This window comes from Halorubrum trueperi, assembly GCF_042662525.1.
Classification (GTDB): domain Archaea; phylum Halobacteriota; class Halobacteria; order Halobacteriales; family Haloferacaceae; genus Halorubrum; species Halorubrum trueperi.
Map to the genome: position 1 here is coordinate 126,231 of NZ_JBHSXI010000016.1, position 14,370 is coordinate 140,600.

Here is a 14,370-nt window from a genome sequence, read left to right on the forward strand (position 1 = left end):
CGTGTCCCGTAACCCGCCCCTCGCGCGGCTGCTCCCGTTCCCGGTCGTCGACGAGGCGTGGCGGCTGGCGCTCGTCCCCGCGCTCGCCGCGGCCGCGGCTCTCCCGTTGCTGCCGCCGGTCGGGATCGGACTGCTCGCGCTCGCGCTCGGCGTCCTCTGGTTCCACCGCGACCCCGACCGGTCGCCGCCGGACGCCGAGGGGATCGTCCTCTCGCCAGCGGACGGCACCGTGAGCGTCGTTCGAGAGGAAGGAAGCCGGTTGCGGGTGGGCGTGTTCATGAACGTCACCGACGTCCACGTGAACCGCGCGCCGCGCGCGGGGGAGGTCCGGGAGGTCAGACACCGTCCGGGCGCGAACCGCCCCGCGTTCGACAAGGAATCAGACCGAAACGAGCAGGTAGCTATCGATTTCGGTGAGTACGAGCTGTTGGTTATCGCCGGCTGGTTCGCCCGGCGGATCCACCCATCCGTGGAGCCCGGCGACGCCGTCGATCGCGGCGAGCGCGTCGGCCACGTCTCGTTCGGCTCCCGCGCCGATGTGGTGTTACCGGCCGACGTGAGCGAGGCGAACCTCCGGGTCGCCGAGGGGGACGCGGTCCGAGCGGGCGAGACGATCATCGCGGAGCGAGACTGACATCGCCGAACGGATCCGACACGAGCAGGATCCGACACGAGCGCACGACACCGGCCATAGCGTTTTGTGTTTCGGCCGTGACGTGAGCGTGTATGCCCGACGAACCGATCCACGAGTCGAGGCGATCGCGAAGCCGACAGGCGATGGCCACGTACTTCCGACGCATCGCGAGAGCGCTCGGCCGAGGTGAACCGGTTCCCGTCGACGACGCCGGAACCGTGACGGCCGATCCGGACGCCGAGCCCGAGGTCGAGGTCGAACTCGAACGCGGCGACGGGACGGTTCACTTCGAAGTCGAGATGGAGTGGCCCGAGGAGCACGTCGAGGTAGACGAAGACGCCGCCGCGAGCAAGGCGGCCTTCGAACTGTACGTCGACAGCGCCGACGAGCACCGCTGGCGGCTCCGTCACGACAACGGAAACATCATCGCCGACTCCGGCGAGGGGTACGCGGACAAACGCGACGCGCAATCGGGGATCGAGAGCGTTCGGCGCAACGCGCCGGGCGCGCACGTGATCGACGTGTCGCGCGACGAGGAGGCACCCGACGACGGCGGAAGCGACGCGACTTTCGAGCTCTTCGAGGACGCCGCCGACGAACACCGCTGGCGACTCCGCCACGACAACGGGAACGTCGTGGCCGACGGCGGACAGGGCTACGCCTCCAAACAGAAGGCGAGGCAGGGGCTGAACAGCGTGAAGTCGAACGCCCCCGGTGCGCCCGTCGAGGAACTCGACGAGGACGGAACGGGGGGCGACGAGACGGAGACGGAGTGATCCGGCCGTGGTCCCCGACGAGTCCCCCTCCGACACTGCGGAAGCCGGGGCAGCCGACGATGCGCCGAATCGGCCCGACGACGCACCGAATCAGCCCGACGACGTACCGAATCGTCCCGACGATGCGCCGGACCGACCCCACGGCGACACCTCGGACCGCCTGCTCGCACCCGGGGACGACTCCCCGGCAGACCTAGGTGACGTACTCCTCTACGGAGTGTTGGGCGGTGTCGCCGGCTCGGTGCTGTCGTTCGTTCCATTCGCCACCGTCCTCGGCGGCGCGCTCGCCGGGTACCTCTGTGGCGGTCGGCCGGCCGACGGGCTCAAAACGGGCGCGGTCGCCGGCGCGGTCATGACCCTGCCGTTCGTAGCCGTCGTCGGTTTCCTCCTGTTTTTCCTCGGACTCGCCGGCGCTCCCGCGGAGTTCGGAATCCTCGCGCTCCTCGTCATCGGGCTCGCCGCCGCCTACACCTTCGGATCCGGGGTCGTCGGCGGGTACCTCGGCCACTACCTCCGCGGGAAACTGTAGCCCCGCCGTCGACCGCGCCGCTGATCGCGCCGTCGACCGCGCCGCTGACCGCACCGTCGACCGCGCCGCGGACCGCACCGCTTATTCGCCGCCCGTTGCTACCTCGGACCGGACATGGACGCGCTCGACGCCAAGTACCCGTTCTTCGCGGCCGCCCGCGAGGCCGTCGCCGATGCCGCGGTGTCGCTCCCGGAGCTCGTCGCGGCGGACGCCCCCGCGGTCGAGCGAGCCCGCGAGCGCGTGGAGCGCGCCCTGATGGACGGGACGGTCGAGTCGGAGAGCGGGACGTTTCCCACGGAATCGGACTACGACGTGCAGGCCGAGCTGCTGTCGTATCCGATCGCGCGGATCCTGGTCTCGCTGCTCGACTCCGAGCCCGCCATCGAGAAGTACGCCGCCGCGGAGGCGGCGACCGCGATCGGCCGGATCCGCGAGGACCTCGCGACCGACGACGAGCTTCGGTCCGTGTCGACGCCGACCGTCGAACTCGACGACGTGCTCGCCGAGTTCGACCTCGCGGAGTCGGTGCGGGCGGAGTCGTCGGAAGCGGGAAGCGCTGGAACGGGGACTTCCGCGGTCGGAGCCCCCGGCCGCGACCCCGCACATTACTGGATCGACGTCGGCCCGTACCTCCGGCTGACCTCCCCGTCGTGGGGGGTGTCGTGGCGGCTCGTGAACCGAGCGCTCTCGGACGGGGCGGTCCGCGTCTCGCGTGAGGAGCTGTTGGACGCCCTCGAAGCCGCCGTCGAGGATCGGGTCCGCGAGGGACTCCCGTTCGAGCTGGCCGCCGGCGAGGGTATCGCGGCGGAGTTGGAGTCCGGGGTGGCCGACCTCAAGCGACTGCTCTCGGAGCGGACGTACGCCGGCCCGGTCGACGTCGTCGCCCCCGAACTGTTCCCGCCGTGCATGACGAACCTGATCGAGAAGGCAGAGCGGGACGCCGCCCTCGATCCGCCCGAATCGTTCGCGCTGATGGCCTTCCTCGTCGGGATCGGGATGACGCCGGACGAGGTGGTCGCGTTCTGTGCCGACACCAGTCTCGACGCCGAGGGAATCCGGTACCAGACCGAGTATTTAAAAGATGATCGCGGGACGCAGTACCCGCCACCGACCTGCGAGACGCTCGCGAACTACGGGATCTGCCACAACGAGGAAGACCACATGCAGGTCGCCGCCGACCCCCTCGCGTACTACGAGAAGCGAGTGGCGGACGCCGACGAGATCGACGATTGGCGGGAGGAGAACGAGATCCCGGCGGACGGCGGCGAAGAGTGACGCGGCTCGCGCAGCCAATGATTAGTCGTCGTTCGCCCGGATGAGGTACGCACCGACGAGCGCCATCAACAGGACGAACCCGGCCAAGAGCGCGACGAGGGCGATCGCGCCGGCCTCCGGCAGTGCAGACGAGCCGCCGAACGTGACCCCGATACCGATCAGGCCGACGATGAAGGCCGCGGCCGCCAGCAGAGACGCAGCGATCTGCCGACGGAGTTCCGCGTCGATTTCCATATCCGCGCGTTCCCGTCGCCACTAAAAAAGGACTTCGATGGGGACGCCGAGGCAGGATTCGACGGATAGCCTCGTGGGCAACCCGACGCGGGAACGTCGGTATCTCTCCTGAGCGTGGACGTTAACCGGTTTGACCACCTAGATCGGAGCGAAGCGAGGGATCACCCTCGCAGCCACCCATGACGCACCCCCGAACTCCACCGGCGGCCGCCGATCCGTACGCGCCTCGCTCGCCGGCTTCGTCGCCGCCGGAGTCAGTCGCCGGCGGTCCGTGGGACTCCGAGGTGCCGCCGGACGCCAGGGTACCGCCGAACGCCGGGATACCGCCGGACACCGAGGCAAACAGCGATCCCGACGACGCTCGGTCGGCGCGCGCCGCTGCGGAACCGATGACCGTGCGAACGCTACGCGACCGTCGCTACGTCGTCGAGACCGAGGGCGGAACCTACGTCGTCGCGCTCGACGACGGCACCTGCACCTGCCCGGACCACGCGATCCGCGGCTCGCACTGCAAACACCTCCGGCGCGTCGCGATGGAGGTGGCCGCGGGAGCGCTCCCCGCGCCGGACGAGCGCGCGGCCGTCTGTGCGGTCTGTGGCGACGAGACGTTCGTCCCGCGGGACGCGGACGGACCGCAGCTCTGCGAGCGACACGGGTTCGAGCCGGGTTCCGTCGTCGGCGACCGCGAGACCGACGAACGCCTCGTCGTCGTGGCGGTCACGAACGAGCGCGCCGACGCGTATCGAACCGACGAGGGCCGCACCCTCGACGAGTACGCCACGAACGCCGACTACGTCGCTCACGAACCGGTCGTCGAAGCCGTGTACGTCGAATCGCTCCGACCGGATCGTCCGATCGAAGGCGCGAAGCGGTACGGATTCCCCGCCTCCCGGCTCGCGAGCCTCCGGTAGCGCGCCGCGAAGAAACGGCGCGTCGGCGGTTTTCCCGTAGACGACGGCGGGGAGATTGGGCGTTCAATGCGCTGAGAAGCGAGACCGGGCGTCCGGAGTGCGGAGAAAACGCTACTGCGCGAGGTGACTGATGTCGCGTCGGAGCGTGTACCCCTTGGGAACGCCGACGACGCCGAGACAGTCCCCACACAGCACTCGCTCGTAGTCGCGGTTCGTTTCCTTCTCGAGCAACGAGACGTCTCCGATCGGGAACACCGACTCGCACCGGTCGCACTCGATTTTGTCGCCGTCGACGATCTTCATACCTATCGGCGATGGGACCGGCGGAACTTAAACACTCATCCACCGATCGTCGGGGGCTCGAAGGCGACGCGGCAGTCGGTGGACGCGGATGCCAACGCCGGGCGGGGGGTTTATAACAGGTCGGTCGTATATCATTTCATATATGAAACAACTGGTAACACAGTGCTTTCGCGGGTACTGTGCGCTCGCGGTGATCGTCAGCGGGTTCACGGCGCTGTGGGCGCTCGGCGTCATCTCGGTCGCGGTTCCGGTCGTCGGGTACGCCTGGTTCGCCGTCGCCGCTGCGGGAACGGTCGTCGCCGCGGGGATGTTCGTTCAGCGGGACGAGGCGATCGTGGCGGACGCGACCGAGGAACGGGTCGATCGCTTCGAGCGGGCCGCTTTTACGGGAACACCGCTGAACCTCTACATCGGCGCGCTCGCGGCGTGGGCGTCGGTGTCGTTCGGTTGGGTGCTCGGCGGGATGAGCGCAGACGGAATCGCCGTCCTCGGGTACGGTTGGCTCGCTATCGCCGCCTACGGAGCGGTCGTCGGCATCGGGATCGCCGCGGCCCACGGCGAGGACGTCGCGACGGCTGTTAGCCCGTCAGAGCGGCTCGAAACCGACTCCTGAGGCCGTCTCGTCGGTATCTGCCCGCCGATCTCGGAAGCGTCAAGTTCTCCGTTTCGATAACTCGCGACGAGCGCTTATATCCCGTCACGAGAACCGTCAGCCATGACGATCGGTTCCGCGGGAACGGAGGTGAGCGTGGGATTCGGCGCTGGCGTGCTCGCCGTCGCCGCCGCCGTCTGGACGCTGCAGTTCACCGTCGGCATCTTCGCCGGCTGGGGATGGGCTCTTCTCGTCGGCAGCGCGTGGACGGTACTCGGCTTGCTCCTGCTGTTTCCGGACGTGCGTCTGTACGCGGGCGTCCGGTCGCCGGCGGAAACGTACTACCGGTCCGGCGACGGGCGCTACGAACCCACCGACGACTGACCGACGGCGTTCGGACTTCACCGATCGGTCCGCGGACTGACGGTTCACAGTCAGCCGATCCGAAGCCGACCGATCCGAAGCCGACCGATCCGTGTGGTGTCCGGCCGATCACCGCGTGCGCGCGGTTCGAGAACTGATTGCGGAGCGCCGTCGCTAGGGAGCGCGAAAGAACGCAGAATTCGGCGTGGTCCGCGCCTCGACTGACGCGGAGGCGGGTGGGTCCGGGAGCTAACCGAAGAGCTCGCCGAGGCCCTCGCCGCCGTCCTCGTCGTCGTCCTCGTCGTCGTCCGCTTCGTCCTCGGCGGCGTCGGCCTCGTCGGCCTCGTCAGCGCCGTCGTCGGAGTCGTCGGCGTCCGCGGAGCCGCCCGCGGCCGCGCCGGCGGCGGGCGCTGCAGCGGCCGTCTCGATGGCGTCCTCGATGTCGACGTCCTCCAGCGCGGCGACGAGCGCCTTGACGCGGGATTCCTCGACGTCGACGCCGGCGGCTTCCAGCACGCCGGTGATGTTGTCCTCGTTGATCTCTTCGTCGGTCTCGTTCAGGATGAGCGCAGCGTAAACGTATTCCATTGGTGTGTCCTCGTGGTGTTATCCGAACATCGCGCCGAGACCGTCGCCGCCGTCGCCGTCGTCATCGTCGGCGTCGTCGTCGGAGTCCTCGGCGTCGTCCGTGTCAGCTTCTTCGTCAGCCTGTTCCTCCTCGTCGGCGTCGTCCGTCTCCGGAGCCGGGGCGGCTTCGACGCCCTGTAGCTCCTCGGGGAGCGCCTCCTCGTCGTCGATCTGGGTCGCGAGCGAGCGCAGCTGGGCGTCGGCCTTTCCGATCAGGTCGGGCACGACGTCCGGGCTCTCAATCTCCGCGAACAGCCCTACGGACTTCCCCTCGCCGGACGCCTTCGCGAGAAGGGTGCCGGCGGTGGCGGCCGTCGGGTAGACCGCGTTGACCGAGAGGTTGCGCGCGGCGGCCGCGGCGGCTCGGATGTCGGCCGCGTACTCGTCGACGTCGATTTCGAGCTCGTTCGGCTCGAAAAGAACGCCCTCGGAGTAGACGCCCTTGAGGTCGAGCCCAACCTCCTTCGGCTCGATGCCGAGTTCGGTCAGGACGTTCGCGAGATCGTCGTCGACGACCTCGCCCTCTTCGAGGACCTTCGAGTCCTCGGTGACCACGATCGAGCCGTCCTGGATGCGGGCGGACGCGCCGATCGTCTGTAGTTCACCGACGAACGGGCCCGGGTCGACGCCGGTGTCACCCTCGGGGATGACGACGTCGTTGGGGGCGACCTCGCCCGCGTTGATGGGGGCGGGGGTCTTCGAGGCTTCGAGCTGCTTGAAGAGACCGAACGGGTTGTCGTTCGTGCCGATGAGCGCGACCTGACCCGAGACGTACTGGGTCAGCTCTTCGATGCCGTCGTCGACTTCCTCGAGCGCGCGGACGGTGAGCGTGTTGCGGCTCATCCGGACGTCGGCCGAGCCGTGCAGCTCGCGGCGCATGGCCTGGAGCTGGCGGCTCGGAATGCCGGCGACGCCGACGATCCCGACGGAGTTGAACGAGTCGATGAACTCGACGAGCTCGTCGACTTCGTCCTGCTTCCACTGCGGGATAGTCTCAGTCTTGCGGACCGAGCTCATACGGGCACCTCCTTGGCGGGACCCATCGTGGTCTTCACGAAGATCCCGTCGATGTTGAGCGGTCCCTTTTCGAGGTTCGCTTCGAGTCGCCGGACGATGACGTCGATGTTGTCCGAGATCGCCTCGGCACCCATGTCCTCGGCACCGACGCGAGTGTGGAACGTGCGCCGGTCACGGGACCGGAGCTGCACCGTGTTCTTCATCCGGTTGACGGTCTCGACGACGTCGTCGTCCGGCTGCAGTGGGGTAGGCATCTTCCCGCGCGGACCGAGGACGGTACCGAGGTACCGACCGATGTCCTGCATCAGGTTGGCCTCTGCGACGAAGAAATCGGTCTCGTCGGCCAGGTCCTTTGCGCGGTCGTCGTCGTCTCCTAAGTCTTCGAGGTCGTCGCTGTCAAGCACTTGATCAGCAACTTCCTCGGCGCGGACGGCGGTTTCGCCCTCCGCGAAGACGACGATCTGTGTCTCCTGCCCCGTTCCAGCCGGCAGCACGACGGACTCGTCGATGCGGTTCGACGGATCGTTGAGGTCGAGGTCTCGCAGGTTGATCGCGATGTCCACGGTCTCGCGGAAGTTCCGCTCGGGCGCATCGTCGAGTGCGAGGATTACGGCCTCTTGTATTGTGTCTGCCATTTTCACCTCCGTAGTACGCAGGTCGCTCCTACGGGTCAGTGAAACAGGCGAAGCCTGTCTCATCGGAGAGTGGTCCATCGGAGGTTTAAAAGCGTCGAACCGCCCGTCGGCGTGTGAACCGCCGACAGGGGCTGTGCGGGCCGTCTGCGCGGCCGGGGTGATCGTCACCACGGGCGACCGTCCCGCGTTCGAGTCGAGCGATCGCACCGCCGGATACGGCGGTGTCGTTCGACGTCCGTCGAACACCGAAACGTCGCGTAGGGGAACCCTTTTGACGCCGCTCGCCGACCCACGAGGTAATGATTCAGGGTGGTCCGACGTGACGATGGACGACCGCATCGAGGACCTCCGCGAGCGCCGCGAACGGGCGGCGAAGGGCGGCGGCGACGAGCGGATCGAGTCCCAACACGAGAAGGGGAAGATGACCGCGCGCGAGCGGATCGACTACTTCCTCGACGACGGGACGTTCCACGAGTTCGACCGGTTCCGCACCCACCGGAACCACACGTTCGGGATGGAGGAGAACCGGTTCCCCGGCGACGGCGTCGTGACGGGGTACGGCGAGGTGAACGGCCGAAAGACGTTCGTCTTCGCGCACGACTTCACCGTCTTCGGCGGCTCGCTCGGCGAGGTGTTCGCCGAGAAGGTGTGTAAGGTGATGGACAAGGCGATGGACGTGGGCGCACCCGTCGTCGGGCTCAACGACTCCGCCGGCGCTCGGATTCAGGAGGGGGTCGCCTCGCTCGGCGGCTTCGCGGAGATCTTCCGGCGCAACACCGAGGCGTCCGGCGTGATCCCGCAGATCTCGGCCATCATGGGTCCCTGCGCCGGCGGCGCGGTCTACTCCCCGGCCATCACGGACTTCACGTTCATGGTGAAAGACACCTCGCACATGTTCATCACCGGCCCGGACGTCATCGAGACGGTGACGGGTGAGGAGGTGAGCTTCGAGGAACTCGGCGGCGCGGTCACCCACTCGTCGACCTCCGGCGTCGCCCACTTCGCGGAGGAGAGCGAGGAGGACGCGCTCGACGACATCGCGCGGCTGCTCTCGTACCTCCCCGCGAACAACGTCGAGGACCCGCCGCGCGTCGAGCCGTGGGACGACCCCGAGCGCGCCGACGAGGAACTGGCGGAGATCGTCCCCGACGCCCCGAGAAAGCCGTACGACATGAAGGAGGTGATCGGGAGCGTCGTCGACGAGGGGTCCTTCTTCGAGGTGCAGGAGAACTTCGCGAAGAACGTCGTCGTCGGCTTCGCCCGGCTCGACGGCCGCTCGATCGGGATCGTCGCCAACAACCCCCGCGTGAACGCCGGCACGCTCGACATCGAATCGAGCCAGAAGGGCGCTCGCTTCGTCCGCTTCTGTGACGCGTTCAACGTCCCCATCCTCACCTTCGAGGACGTCCCCGGGTTCATGCCCGGCACCGACCAGGAGCACAACGGGATCATCCGCCACGGCGCGAAGCTGCTGTACGCGTTCTCGGAGGCGACGGTTCCGCTCCTCACCGTCATCACCCGAAAGGCGTACGGCGGGGCCTACTGCGTGATGTCCTCGAAGCACATCGGGGGCGACGTGAACTACGCGTGGCCGACCGCGGAGATCGCGGTGATGGGACCGAAAGGCGCGGTCAACGTCCTCTACCGCGAGGAACTGGCCGCGGCCGACGACCCCGACGCGCGCAGACAGGAGCTGATCGACGAGTACCGAGAGGAGTTCGCGAACCCCTACAGCGCCGCGGACCGCGGCTTCGTCGACGACGTCATCGAGCCCGAAGAGACCCGCGCCCGCCTGATCTCCGATCTCCAGATGCTGACGGGGAAGCGCTCGGATCAGCCGGAGAAGAAACACGGCAACATCCCGATCTGATGGCGACCGACGCCCCGGACCCCTCGGACGGACGCGCCTCCCCGGACGAGCGCGGCGCTTCCGACGGACGCGACGCCGCCCCGGACGGACCCGAAGCCGAGCCCGCGGCCCGCGGTTCCCTCGCCGGTCTGGCGATTCCGGATGACGCCGACGACGCGGAGGCGGCCGCCATCGCCGCCGCGGTCGCGGCACACCTTCGCGACGGCGAACTCGCCGCGGCCGCCGCTGTCGAGGACGAAGACGACGGGTGGGACGGAAAGCGCTGGTCGTTCGGCGACCGGATAAACCGGCTGCAGAGTCGGTCTGTCCGCGTGCCCACAGACGCGCCGACCGATCCGTGGACCGCGGCCGGACGCACCGGCCGGTTCTGAGCGCGTGAGGACGGACGTTCGATCGGAGCGGACAACGCCTAGAAGGAGCGGACAATAGTCAGGTCGCGAGAGTAGTGGCCGTTTCCGATCGCACCGAACCGCGTGCATTCCCCGGCAGTGCGTTCGCTTCGATCACACCGCCACGCAAACCCTTCGTAGGGTGCGTGGAAGAATACATCCGATCGCGTATATATCTATGGCCGCCGGACGGTCGTCTCATCTCCGTCGTCGTCGATCGTCCCATCTCCGTCGTCGTCGATCGTCCCATCTCCGTCGTCGTCGATCGTCCCATCTCCGTCGTCGTCGGCCCCCCTCTCTTCGATCACTCGTCGACCGAAGGCGATCCGCCGAGAATCCGGTTGAGCGCGACGGGGACGACACCCGCGAGGAGCACGAGGATCCCTATCCGGAGGAGGATCGAGGCGTCCGTCAACAGCGTCGCCGCGAGGTACGCGCCCGCGGCGACCGCCACCGACGGCAACACGTACGGATTGCCGGGCGAGAGCATGTCCGGATCTGCCGGCCGGCGTCCTCTTAACCGTCTCGGGAGCGGGGCGTACTGAAAGCGGGGCGTACTGAAAGCGGGGCTCACTGAAAGCGGGGCGCACTGAGAGCGAGGTCCACTGAGAACGAGGTCCACTGAGAGTGAGGCCCACAGAGAGTGAGACGTATCGAGAGTGAGGCGCACAACGATCGGGCGGTTCGGGGGGTTGCCGTCGGTACGGACCGATAGAATGAGGTGGGTAATGGTGGAAGAAACGCGCAGGAATGTTCGACAAGGTTCTCGTCGCGAACCGCGGAGAGATCGCGGTTCGGGTGATGCGCGCCTGTACGGAGCTGGGTGTCGACACCGTCGCCGTGTACAGCGACGCTGACAAACACGGCGGCCACGTCCGGTACGCGGACGAGGCGTACAACGTCGGGCCGGCCCGCGCGGCCGACTCCTACCTTGACGGCGAGGCGGTCGTCGAGGCCGCCCGCGCCGCCGACGCCGACGCGATCCACCCGGGATACGGCTTCCTCGCGGAGAACGCGGCGTTCGCGGCGCGCGTCGAGGCCGCGGACGGGATCACGTGGATCGGCCCGTCGAGCGGCGCGATGGAGCGGCTCGGCGAAAAGACCCACGCCCGGCGGGTGATGAACGAGGCCGACGTGCCGATCGTCCCGGGGACGACAGAGCCCGTCACCGAGGTCGAGGCGGTGACCGACTTCGGCGACGAGCACGGGTACCCAGTCGCGATCAAAGCCGAGGGCGGCGGCGGCGGCCGCGGGATGAAGGTCGTCGAGAGCGCCGACGAGGCAGAAGAGGCTCTCGAATCTGCGAAGCGTGAGGGGGAGGCGTACTTCTCGAACGACTCCGTCTACCTCGAACGCTACCTCGAGACGCCGAGACACGTCGAGGTGCAGATCGTCGCGGACGGCAGTGAGGACGGGGCGAGCAGCGGGACCGGTGAAGACGGCGGGGGAGACGACGTCGAAACCGAGGTCGTGCACCTCGGCGAGCGCGACTGCTCGCTCCAGCGCCGCCACCAGAAGGTGATCGAAGAGGGGCCCTCCCCCGCGCTCTCCGACGCGCTGCGCGAGAAGATCGGCGAGGCCGCCCGCAGGGGCGTCGCCGCCGCCGACTACACCAACGCGGGGACCGTCGAGTTCCTCGTCGAGGAGGACGTCGACCGCGACCCGGCTGAACCGCTCGGGCCGGACACGCCGTTCTACTTCCTCGAAGTCAACACCCGGATACAGGTCGAACACACCGTCACGGAGGAGCTGACGGGAATCGACATCGTCAAAGAGCAGCTCCGGGTCGCCTCGGGCGAGGGACTCTCCGTCTCGCAGGACGACGTCGAGCTGGACGGCCACGCGATCGAGTTCCGGATCAACGCCGAGAACGCCGCGAAGGACTTCCAACCGGCGAACGAGGGACGACTCGACACCTACGACCCGCCGGGCGGGATCGGCGTCCGAGTCGACGACGCGCTCCGACAGGGGGACGAGCTGGTCACCGACTACGACTCGATGATCGCGAAGCTGATCGTGTGGGGTGGCGACCGCGAGGAGTGTCTCGCCCGCTCGAAGCGCGCGCTCGCGGAGTACGACCTTGAGGGGGTCGTCACCGTCGTCCCGTTCCACCGGCTCATGCTCGACGACGAACGATTCGTCGACGGCACCCACACCACGAAGTACCTGGACGAGGAGCTCGACGAGGAACTGGTCGCGGAGGCCCAAGAGAAGTGGGGGAGCGAGTCGGCGTCGGCAGGGGGAGACGAAGACGGGGAGGAGGTGACCGAGCGCGAGTTCACCGTCGAGGTGAACGGCAAGCGCTTCGAGGTCGATCTCGAAGAGCGCGGCGCGCCGCCGATCCCGACGCCGGGGAGCGGTTCCGGCTCCGGCGGCAACCGACGGCGACCGCCGCAGGCGAGAGACGACGAGGACGGCTCCGGCGGCGTCGACGTCGCCGAGGGCGGCGAGGCCGTGGAAGCGGAGATGCAGGGGACGATCCTCTCGGTGGACGTGGCCGAGGGCGACGAGGTCGCCGCCGGCGACGTCGTCTGCGTCCTCGAAGCGATGAAGATGGAGAACGACGTGGTCGCCGAGCGCGGCGGAACCGTCGCCGGCGTCCACGTCGCCGAGGGCGACAGCGTCGACATGGGCGACGTGCTGGTCGTGTTGGAGTGAGGGTCCCGAGCTGAGAATCGCGTCCGCCGTTCGACTCGTTCAGGCGGTTTCCATCTCGCGTTCAAGTTCGCGGAGCCGCTCGACCCGGTTCTCGGTCGAGGGGTGCGTCGAGGCGATTTTCCCGACGAAGCCGGCGCGAATCGGGATGATGAAGAAGGCGTTCATCTCGGCCTCCTGGCGGAGGTCCTCCTTCGGCACGCGGTCCATCCGACCGTCGATCGTCATCAGCGCGGACGCGAGCGCGGCGGGCTTCCCGGTGATAAGCGCCGCCCCGCGGTCGGCGGAGTACTCGCGGTACCGCGAGAGCGCGCGGATAAGCAGGAACGAGATCGCCCAGACGAGGATCGACACGAGGATCGCGACGATGATCGGCGCGCCCTGTCGATTGTCGCCGCTGAACAGCCACCCCCACCGCACGATGAAGAAGGCGATGGTCGAGAGGAACGACGCGATGGTCATCACCATCACGTCGCGGTTCTTCACGTGCGCGAGCTCGTGGGCGAGCACGGCGTCGAGCTCGTCCGCGTCGAGCGACCGGAGCAGTCCGGTCGTCACCGCGACGGTCGCGTTCTTCTTGTTGCGACCGGTCGCGAACGCGTTCGGTACCTGCGTCTCGGCGACCGCGACCGTCGGCTTCGGGAGGTCCGCCTGCTGGCTCAGCCGCTCGATCCGGCGATGGAGGTCGGGGTACTCGTCCGCGTCAACCTCGCGGGCACCCATGCTCCGCAGCGCCAGTTTGTCGCTGAAGAAGTACTGGGCGATCGAGAACCCGCCGAGCATGATCAGCGGGAACAGGAAGTTGCCGAAGTACACGGTCAACACGCCGACGAACACGACGTAGAGGGCGAAAAGCAGGAACATCGTGAACGCCATCCGTCCACGCAGTCCCCAGTCGGTCTTCCAGTCCATGACCGTGAGTTACCGTTCGCGGCGTTAAAGCCTGCCGGAGCGGGAACACGCAGTCGGCTATCGGCGACGAAGACCGGACAGGAGACCAGCGAGCGACGGCCTTTTTTCCGGGGTGGGAGAGATCCGCGCATGGAGACCGTTCTCGTCACCGGCGGCTGCGGTGCCTCCGGTCGCTGGGTCGTCGACCGGCTCGCGGGCGATTACGAGGTCGTCGTCGTCGACTACGAACGCCCGGGGCTCGACGCGAGCCCGATCCCGAACGTCTCGTTCCGCGCGGCCGACCTCGCCAACCGGGGCGAGGCGCTCGACGTCGTTCACGCGGTCAACCCCGACGCAGTCGTCCACTGGGCGGCGATCCCCGTGGCGGGAACCCACCCCGACGGCAGGGTGTTCGAGACGAACGTCCGCGCCGCGAAGAACGTCCTCGACGCCGCCGGTCGCACCGACGCCCGGATCGTGCAGGCGTCGAGCGACGGGGCCTACGGGTTCTTCTTCGCCGACCCGACGCCCATGCCAGACGAACTGCCGGTCACCGAGGAGCACCCGCTCCGGCCGGAGGACCCCTACGGGCTCTCGAAGGTGACCGCGGAGGCTGTCGCGGGGGCGGTCGCCCGTCGCGAGGGCGTCCCGGCCGTCTCGATTCGACCC

19 protein-coding genes are annotated in these 14,370 nt (G+C 68.2%); 11 read left to right on the forward strand and 8 right to left on the reverse strand.

The window, feature by feature from the left end; genetic code table 11:
* The first annotated feature begins 1 nt into the window (after position 1).
* The 4 genes from ACFQEY_RS14175 (at position 2) to ACFQEY_RS14190 (ending at position 3,214) form a co-directional block, all read left to right on the forward strand.
* On the forward strand, positions 2-634 hold the full coding sequence (locus ACFQEY_RS14175; protein ID WP_379769725.1) for a protein sorting system archaetidylserine decarboxylase: 633 nt from the start codon (positions 2-4) through the stop codon (positions 632-634).
* A gap of 92 nt (positions 635-726) precedes the next feature.
* Positions 727-1,410 (forward strand): HVO_2922 family protein, encoded by a 684-nt coding sequence (locus tag ACFQEY_RS14180; protein ID WP_379769727.1) that lies wholly within the window; start codon positions 727-729, stop codon positions 1,408-1,410.
* 7 nt (positions 1,411-1,417) lie between these two features.
* Positions 1,418-1,939: a DUF5518 domain-containing protein gene (locus ACFQEY_RS14185; RefSeq protein ID WP_379769729.1), complete on the forward strand. Its 522-nt coding sequence runs from the start codon at positions 1,418-1,420 to the stop codon at positions 1,937-1,939.
* Between the two features lie 114 nt (positions 1,940-2,053).
* Positions 2,054-3,214, forward strand: a complete 1,161-nt coding sequence (locus tag ACFQEY_RS14190; protein WP_379769731.1) for a DNA primase — start codon at positions 2,054-2,056, stop codon at positions 3,212-3,214.
* 21 nt (positions 3,215-3,235) lie between these two features.
* On the opposite strand, the gene ACFQEY_RS14195 is transcribed toward ACFQEY_RS14190, so the two are convergent.
* On the reverse strand, positions 3,236-3,448 hold the full coding sequence (locus ACFQEY_RS14195) for a DUF7472 family protein (RefSeq protein ID WP_379769734.1): 213 nt from the start codon (positions 3,446-3,448) through the stop codon (positions 3,236-3,238).
* 179 nt (positions 3,449-3,627) lie between these two features.
* On the opposite strand from ACFQEY_RS14195, the gene ACFQEY_RS14200 reads away from it, so the two are divergent.
* Complete coding sequence (locus ACFQEY_RS14200; RefSeq protein WP_379769736.1) at positions 3,628-4,359, forward strand: hypothetical protein; 732 nt, start codon at positions 3,628-3,630, stop codon at positions 4,357-4,359.
* A gap of 111 nt (positions 4,360-4,470) precedes the next feature.
* On the opposite strand, the gene ACFQEY_RS14205 is transcribed toward ACFQEY_RS14200, so the two are convergent.
* Complete coding sequence (locus tag ACFQEY_RS14205) at positions 4,471-4,662, reverse strand: hypothetical protein (protein ID WP_379769738.1); 192 nt, start codon at positions 4,660-4,662, stop codon at positions 4,471-4,473.
* Between the two features lie 142 nt (positions 4,663-4,804).
* Here ACFQEY_RS14205 and ACFQEY_RS14210 point away from each other — a divergent pair, with 142 nt between their 5' ends.
* A complete protein-coding gene (locus ACFQEY_RS14210; protein WP_379769740.1) occupies positions 4,805-5,275 on the forward strand; it encodes a hypothetical protein in 471 nt (156 codons plus the stop codon).
* A gap of 102 nt (positions 5,276-5,377) precedes the next feature.
* Complete coding sequence (locus ACFQEY_RS14215; protein WP_379769743.1) at positions 5,378-5,638, forward strand: hypothetical protein; 261 nt, start codon at positions 5,378-5,380, stop codon at positions 5,636-5,638.
* Between the two features lie 228 nt (positions 5,639-5,866).
* On the opposite strand, the gene rpl12p is transcribed toward ACFQEY_RS14215, so the two are convergent.
* From rpl12p to ACFQEY_RS14230, 3 genes are read right to left on the reverse strand one after another with little or no spacing between them, the layout of a single operon-like run.
* Positions 5,867-6,205 (reverse strand): 50S ribosomal protein P1, encoded by a 339-nt coding sequence (gene rpl12p, locus ACFQEY_RS14220; protein ID WP_379769745.1) that lies wholly within the window; start codon positions 6,203-6,205, stop codon positions 5,867-5,869.
* Between the two features lie 18 nt (positions 6,206-6,223).
* Positions 6,224-7,261, reverse strand: a complete 1,038-nt coding sequence (locus ACFQEY_RS14225) for a 50S ribosomal protein L10 (protein WP_379769748.1) — start codon at positions 7,259-7,261, stop codon at positions 6,224-6,226.
* Positions 7,258-7,896 carry a 50S ribosomal protein L1 gene (locus ACFQEY_RS14230; protein ID WP_379769750.1) on the reverse strand — a complete coding sequence of 213 codons (639 nt, stop codon included), beginning with the start codon at positions 7,894-7,896 and terminating at the stop codon, positions 7,258-7,260. The genes ACFQEY_RS14225 and ACFQEY_RS14230 overlap by 4 nt, the downstream gene beginning before the upstream one ends.
* Before the next feature lie 325 nt (positions 7,897-8,221).
* On the opposite strand from ACFQEY_RS14230, the gene ACFQEY_RS14235 reads away from it, so the two are divergent.
* Together ACFQEY_RS14235 and ACFQEY_RS14240 are read left to right on the forward strand one after the other, a co-directional pair.
* Entirely contained in the window at positions 8,222-9,766 is a 1,545-nt protein-coding gene (locus tag ACFQEY_RS14235) for an acyl-CoA carboxylase subunit beta (RefSeq protein WP_379769752.1), read from the forward strand.
* On the forward strand, positions 9,766-10,137 hold the full coding sequence (locus tag ACFQEY_RS14240; RefSeq protein WP_379769755.1) for a hypothetical protein: 372 nt from the start codon (positions 9,766-9,768) through the stop codon (positions 10,135-10,137). The genes ACFQEY_RS14235 and ACFQEY_RS14240 overlap by 1 nt, the downstream gene beginning before the upstream one ends.
* Positions 10,138-10,331: 194 nt before the next feature.
* Here the strand turns inward: ACFQEY_RS14240 and ACFQEY_RS14245 are convergent, their stop codons facing one another.
* Both ACFQEY_RS14245 and ACFQEY_RS14250 read right to left on the reverse strand, forming a co-directional pair.
* A complete protein-coding gene (locus tag ACFQEY_RS14245; RefSeq protein ID WP_379769757.1) occupies positions 10,332-10,463 on the reverse strand; it encodes a hypothetical protein in 132 nt (43 codons plus the stop codon).
* On the reverse strand, positions 10,460-10,645 hold the full coding sequence (locus ACFQEY_RS14250; RefSeq protein ID WP_379769759.1) for a hypothetical protein: 186 nt from the start codon (positions 10,643-10,645) through the stop codon (positions 10,460-10,462). Before ACFQEY_RS14250 ends, ACFQEY_RS14245 begins: the two co-directional genes overlap by 4 nt.
* A 260-nt stretch (positions 10,646-10,905) precedes the next feature.
* Between ACFQEY_RS14250 and ACFQEY_RS14255 the strand changes: the two genes are divergently transcribed.
* Positions 10,906-12,813 carry an ATP-binding protein gene (locus tag ACFQEY_RS14255; RefSeq protein ID WP_379769761.1) on the forward strand — a complete coding sequence of 636 codons (1,908 nt, stop codon included), beginning with the start codon at positions 10,906-10,908 and terminating at the stop codon, positions 12,811-12,813.
* A gap of 39 nt (positions 12,814-12,852) precedes the next feature.
* Here the strand turns inward: ACFQEY_RS14255 and htpX are convergent, their stop codons facing one another.
* Positions 12,853-13,722, reverse strand: coding sequence for a zinc metalloprotease HtpX (gene htpX, locus ACFQEY_RS14260; RefSeq protein WP_379769763.1), 870 nt, complete (start codon positions 13,720-13,722; stop codon positions 12,853-12,855).
* 129 nt (positions 13,723-13,851) lie between these two features.
* On the opposite strand from htpX, the gene ACFQEY_RS14265 reads away from it, so the two are divergent.
* The coding region (locus ACFQEY_RS14265) for an NAD-dependent epimerase/dehydratase family protein (RefSeq protein ID WP_379769765.1) at positions 13,852-14,370 on the forward strand (519 nt) is incomplete at its 3' end.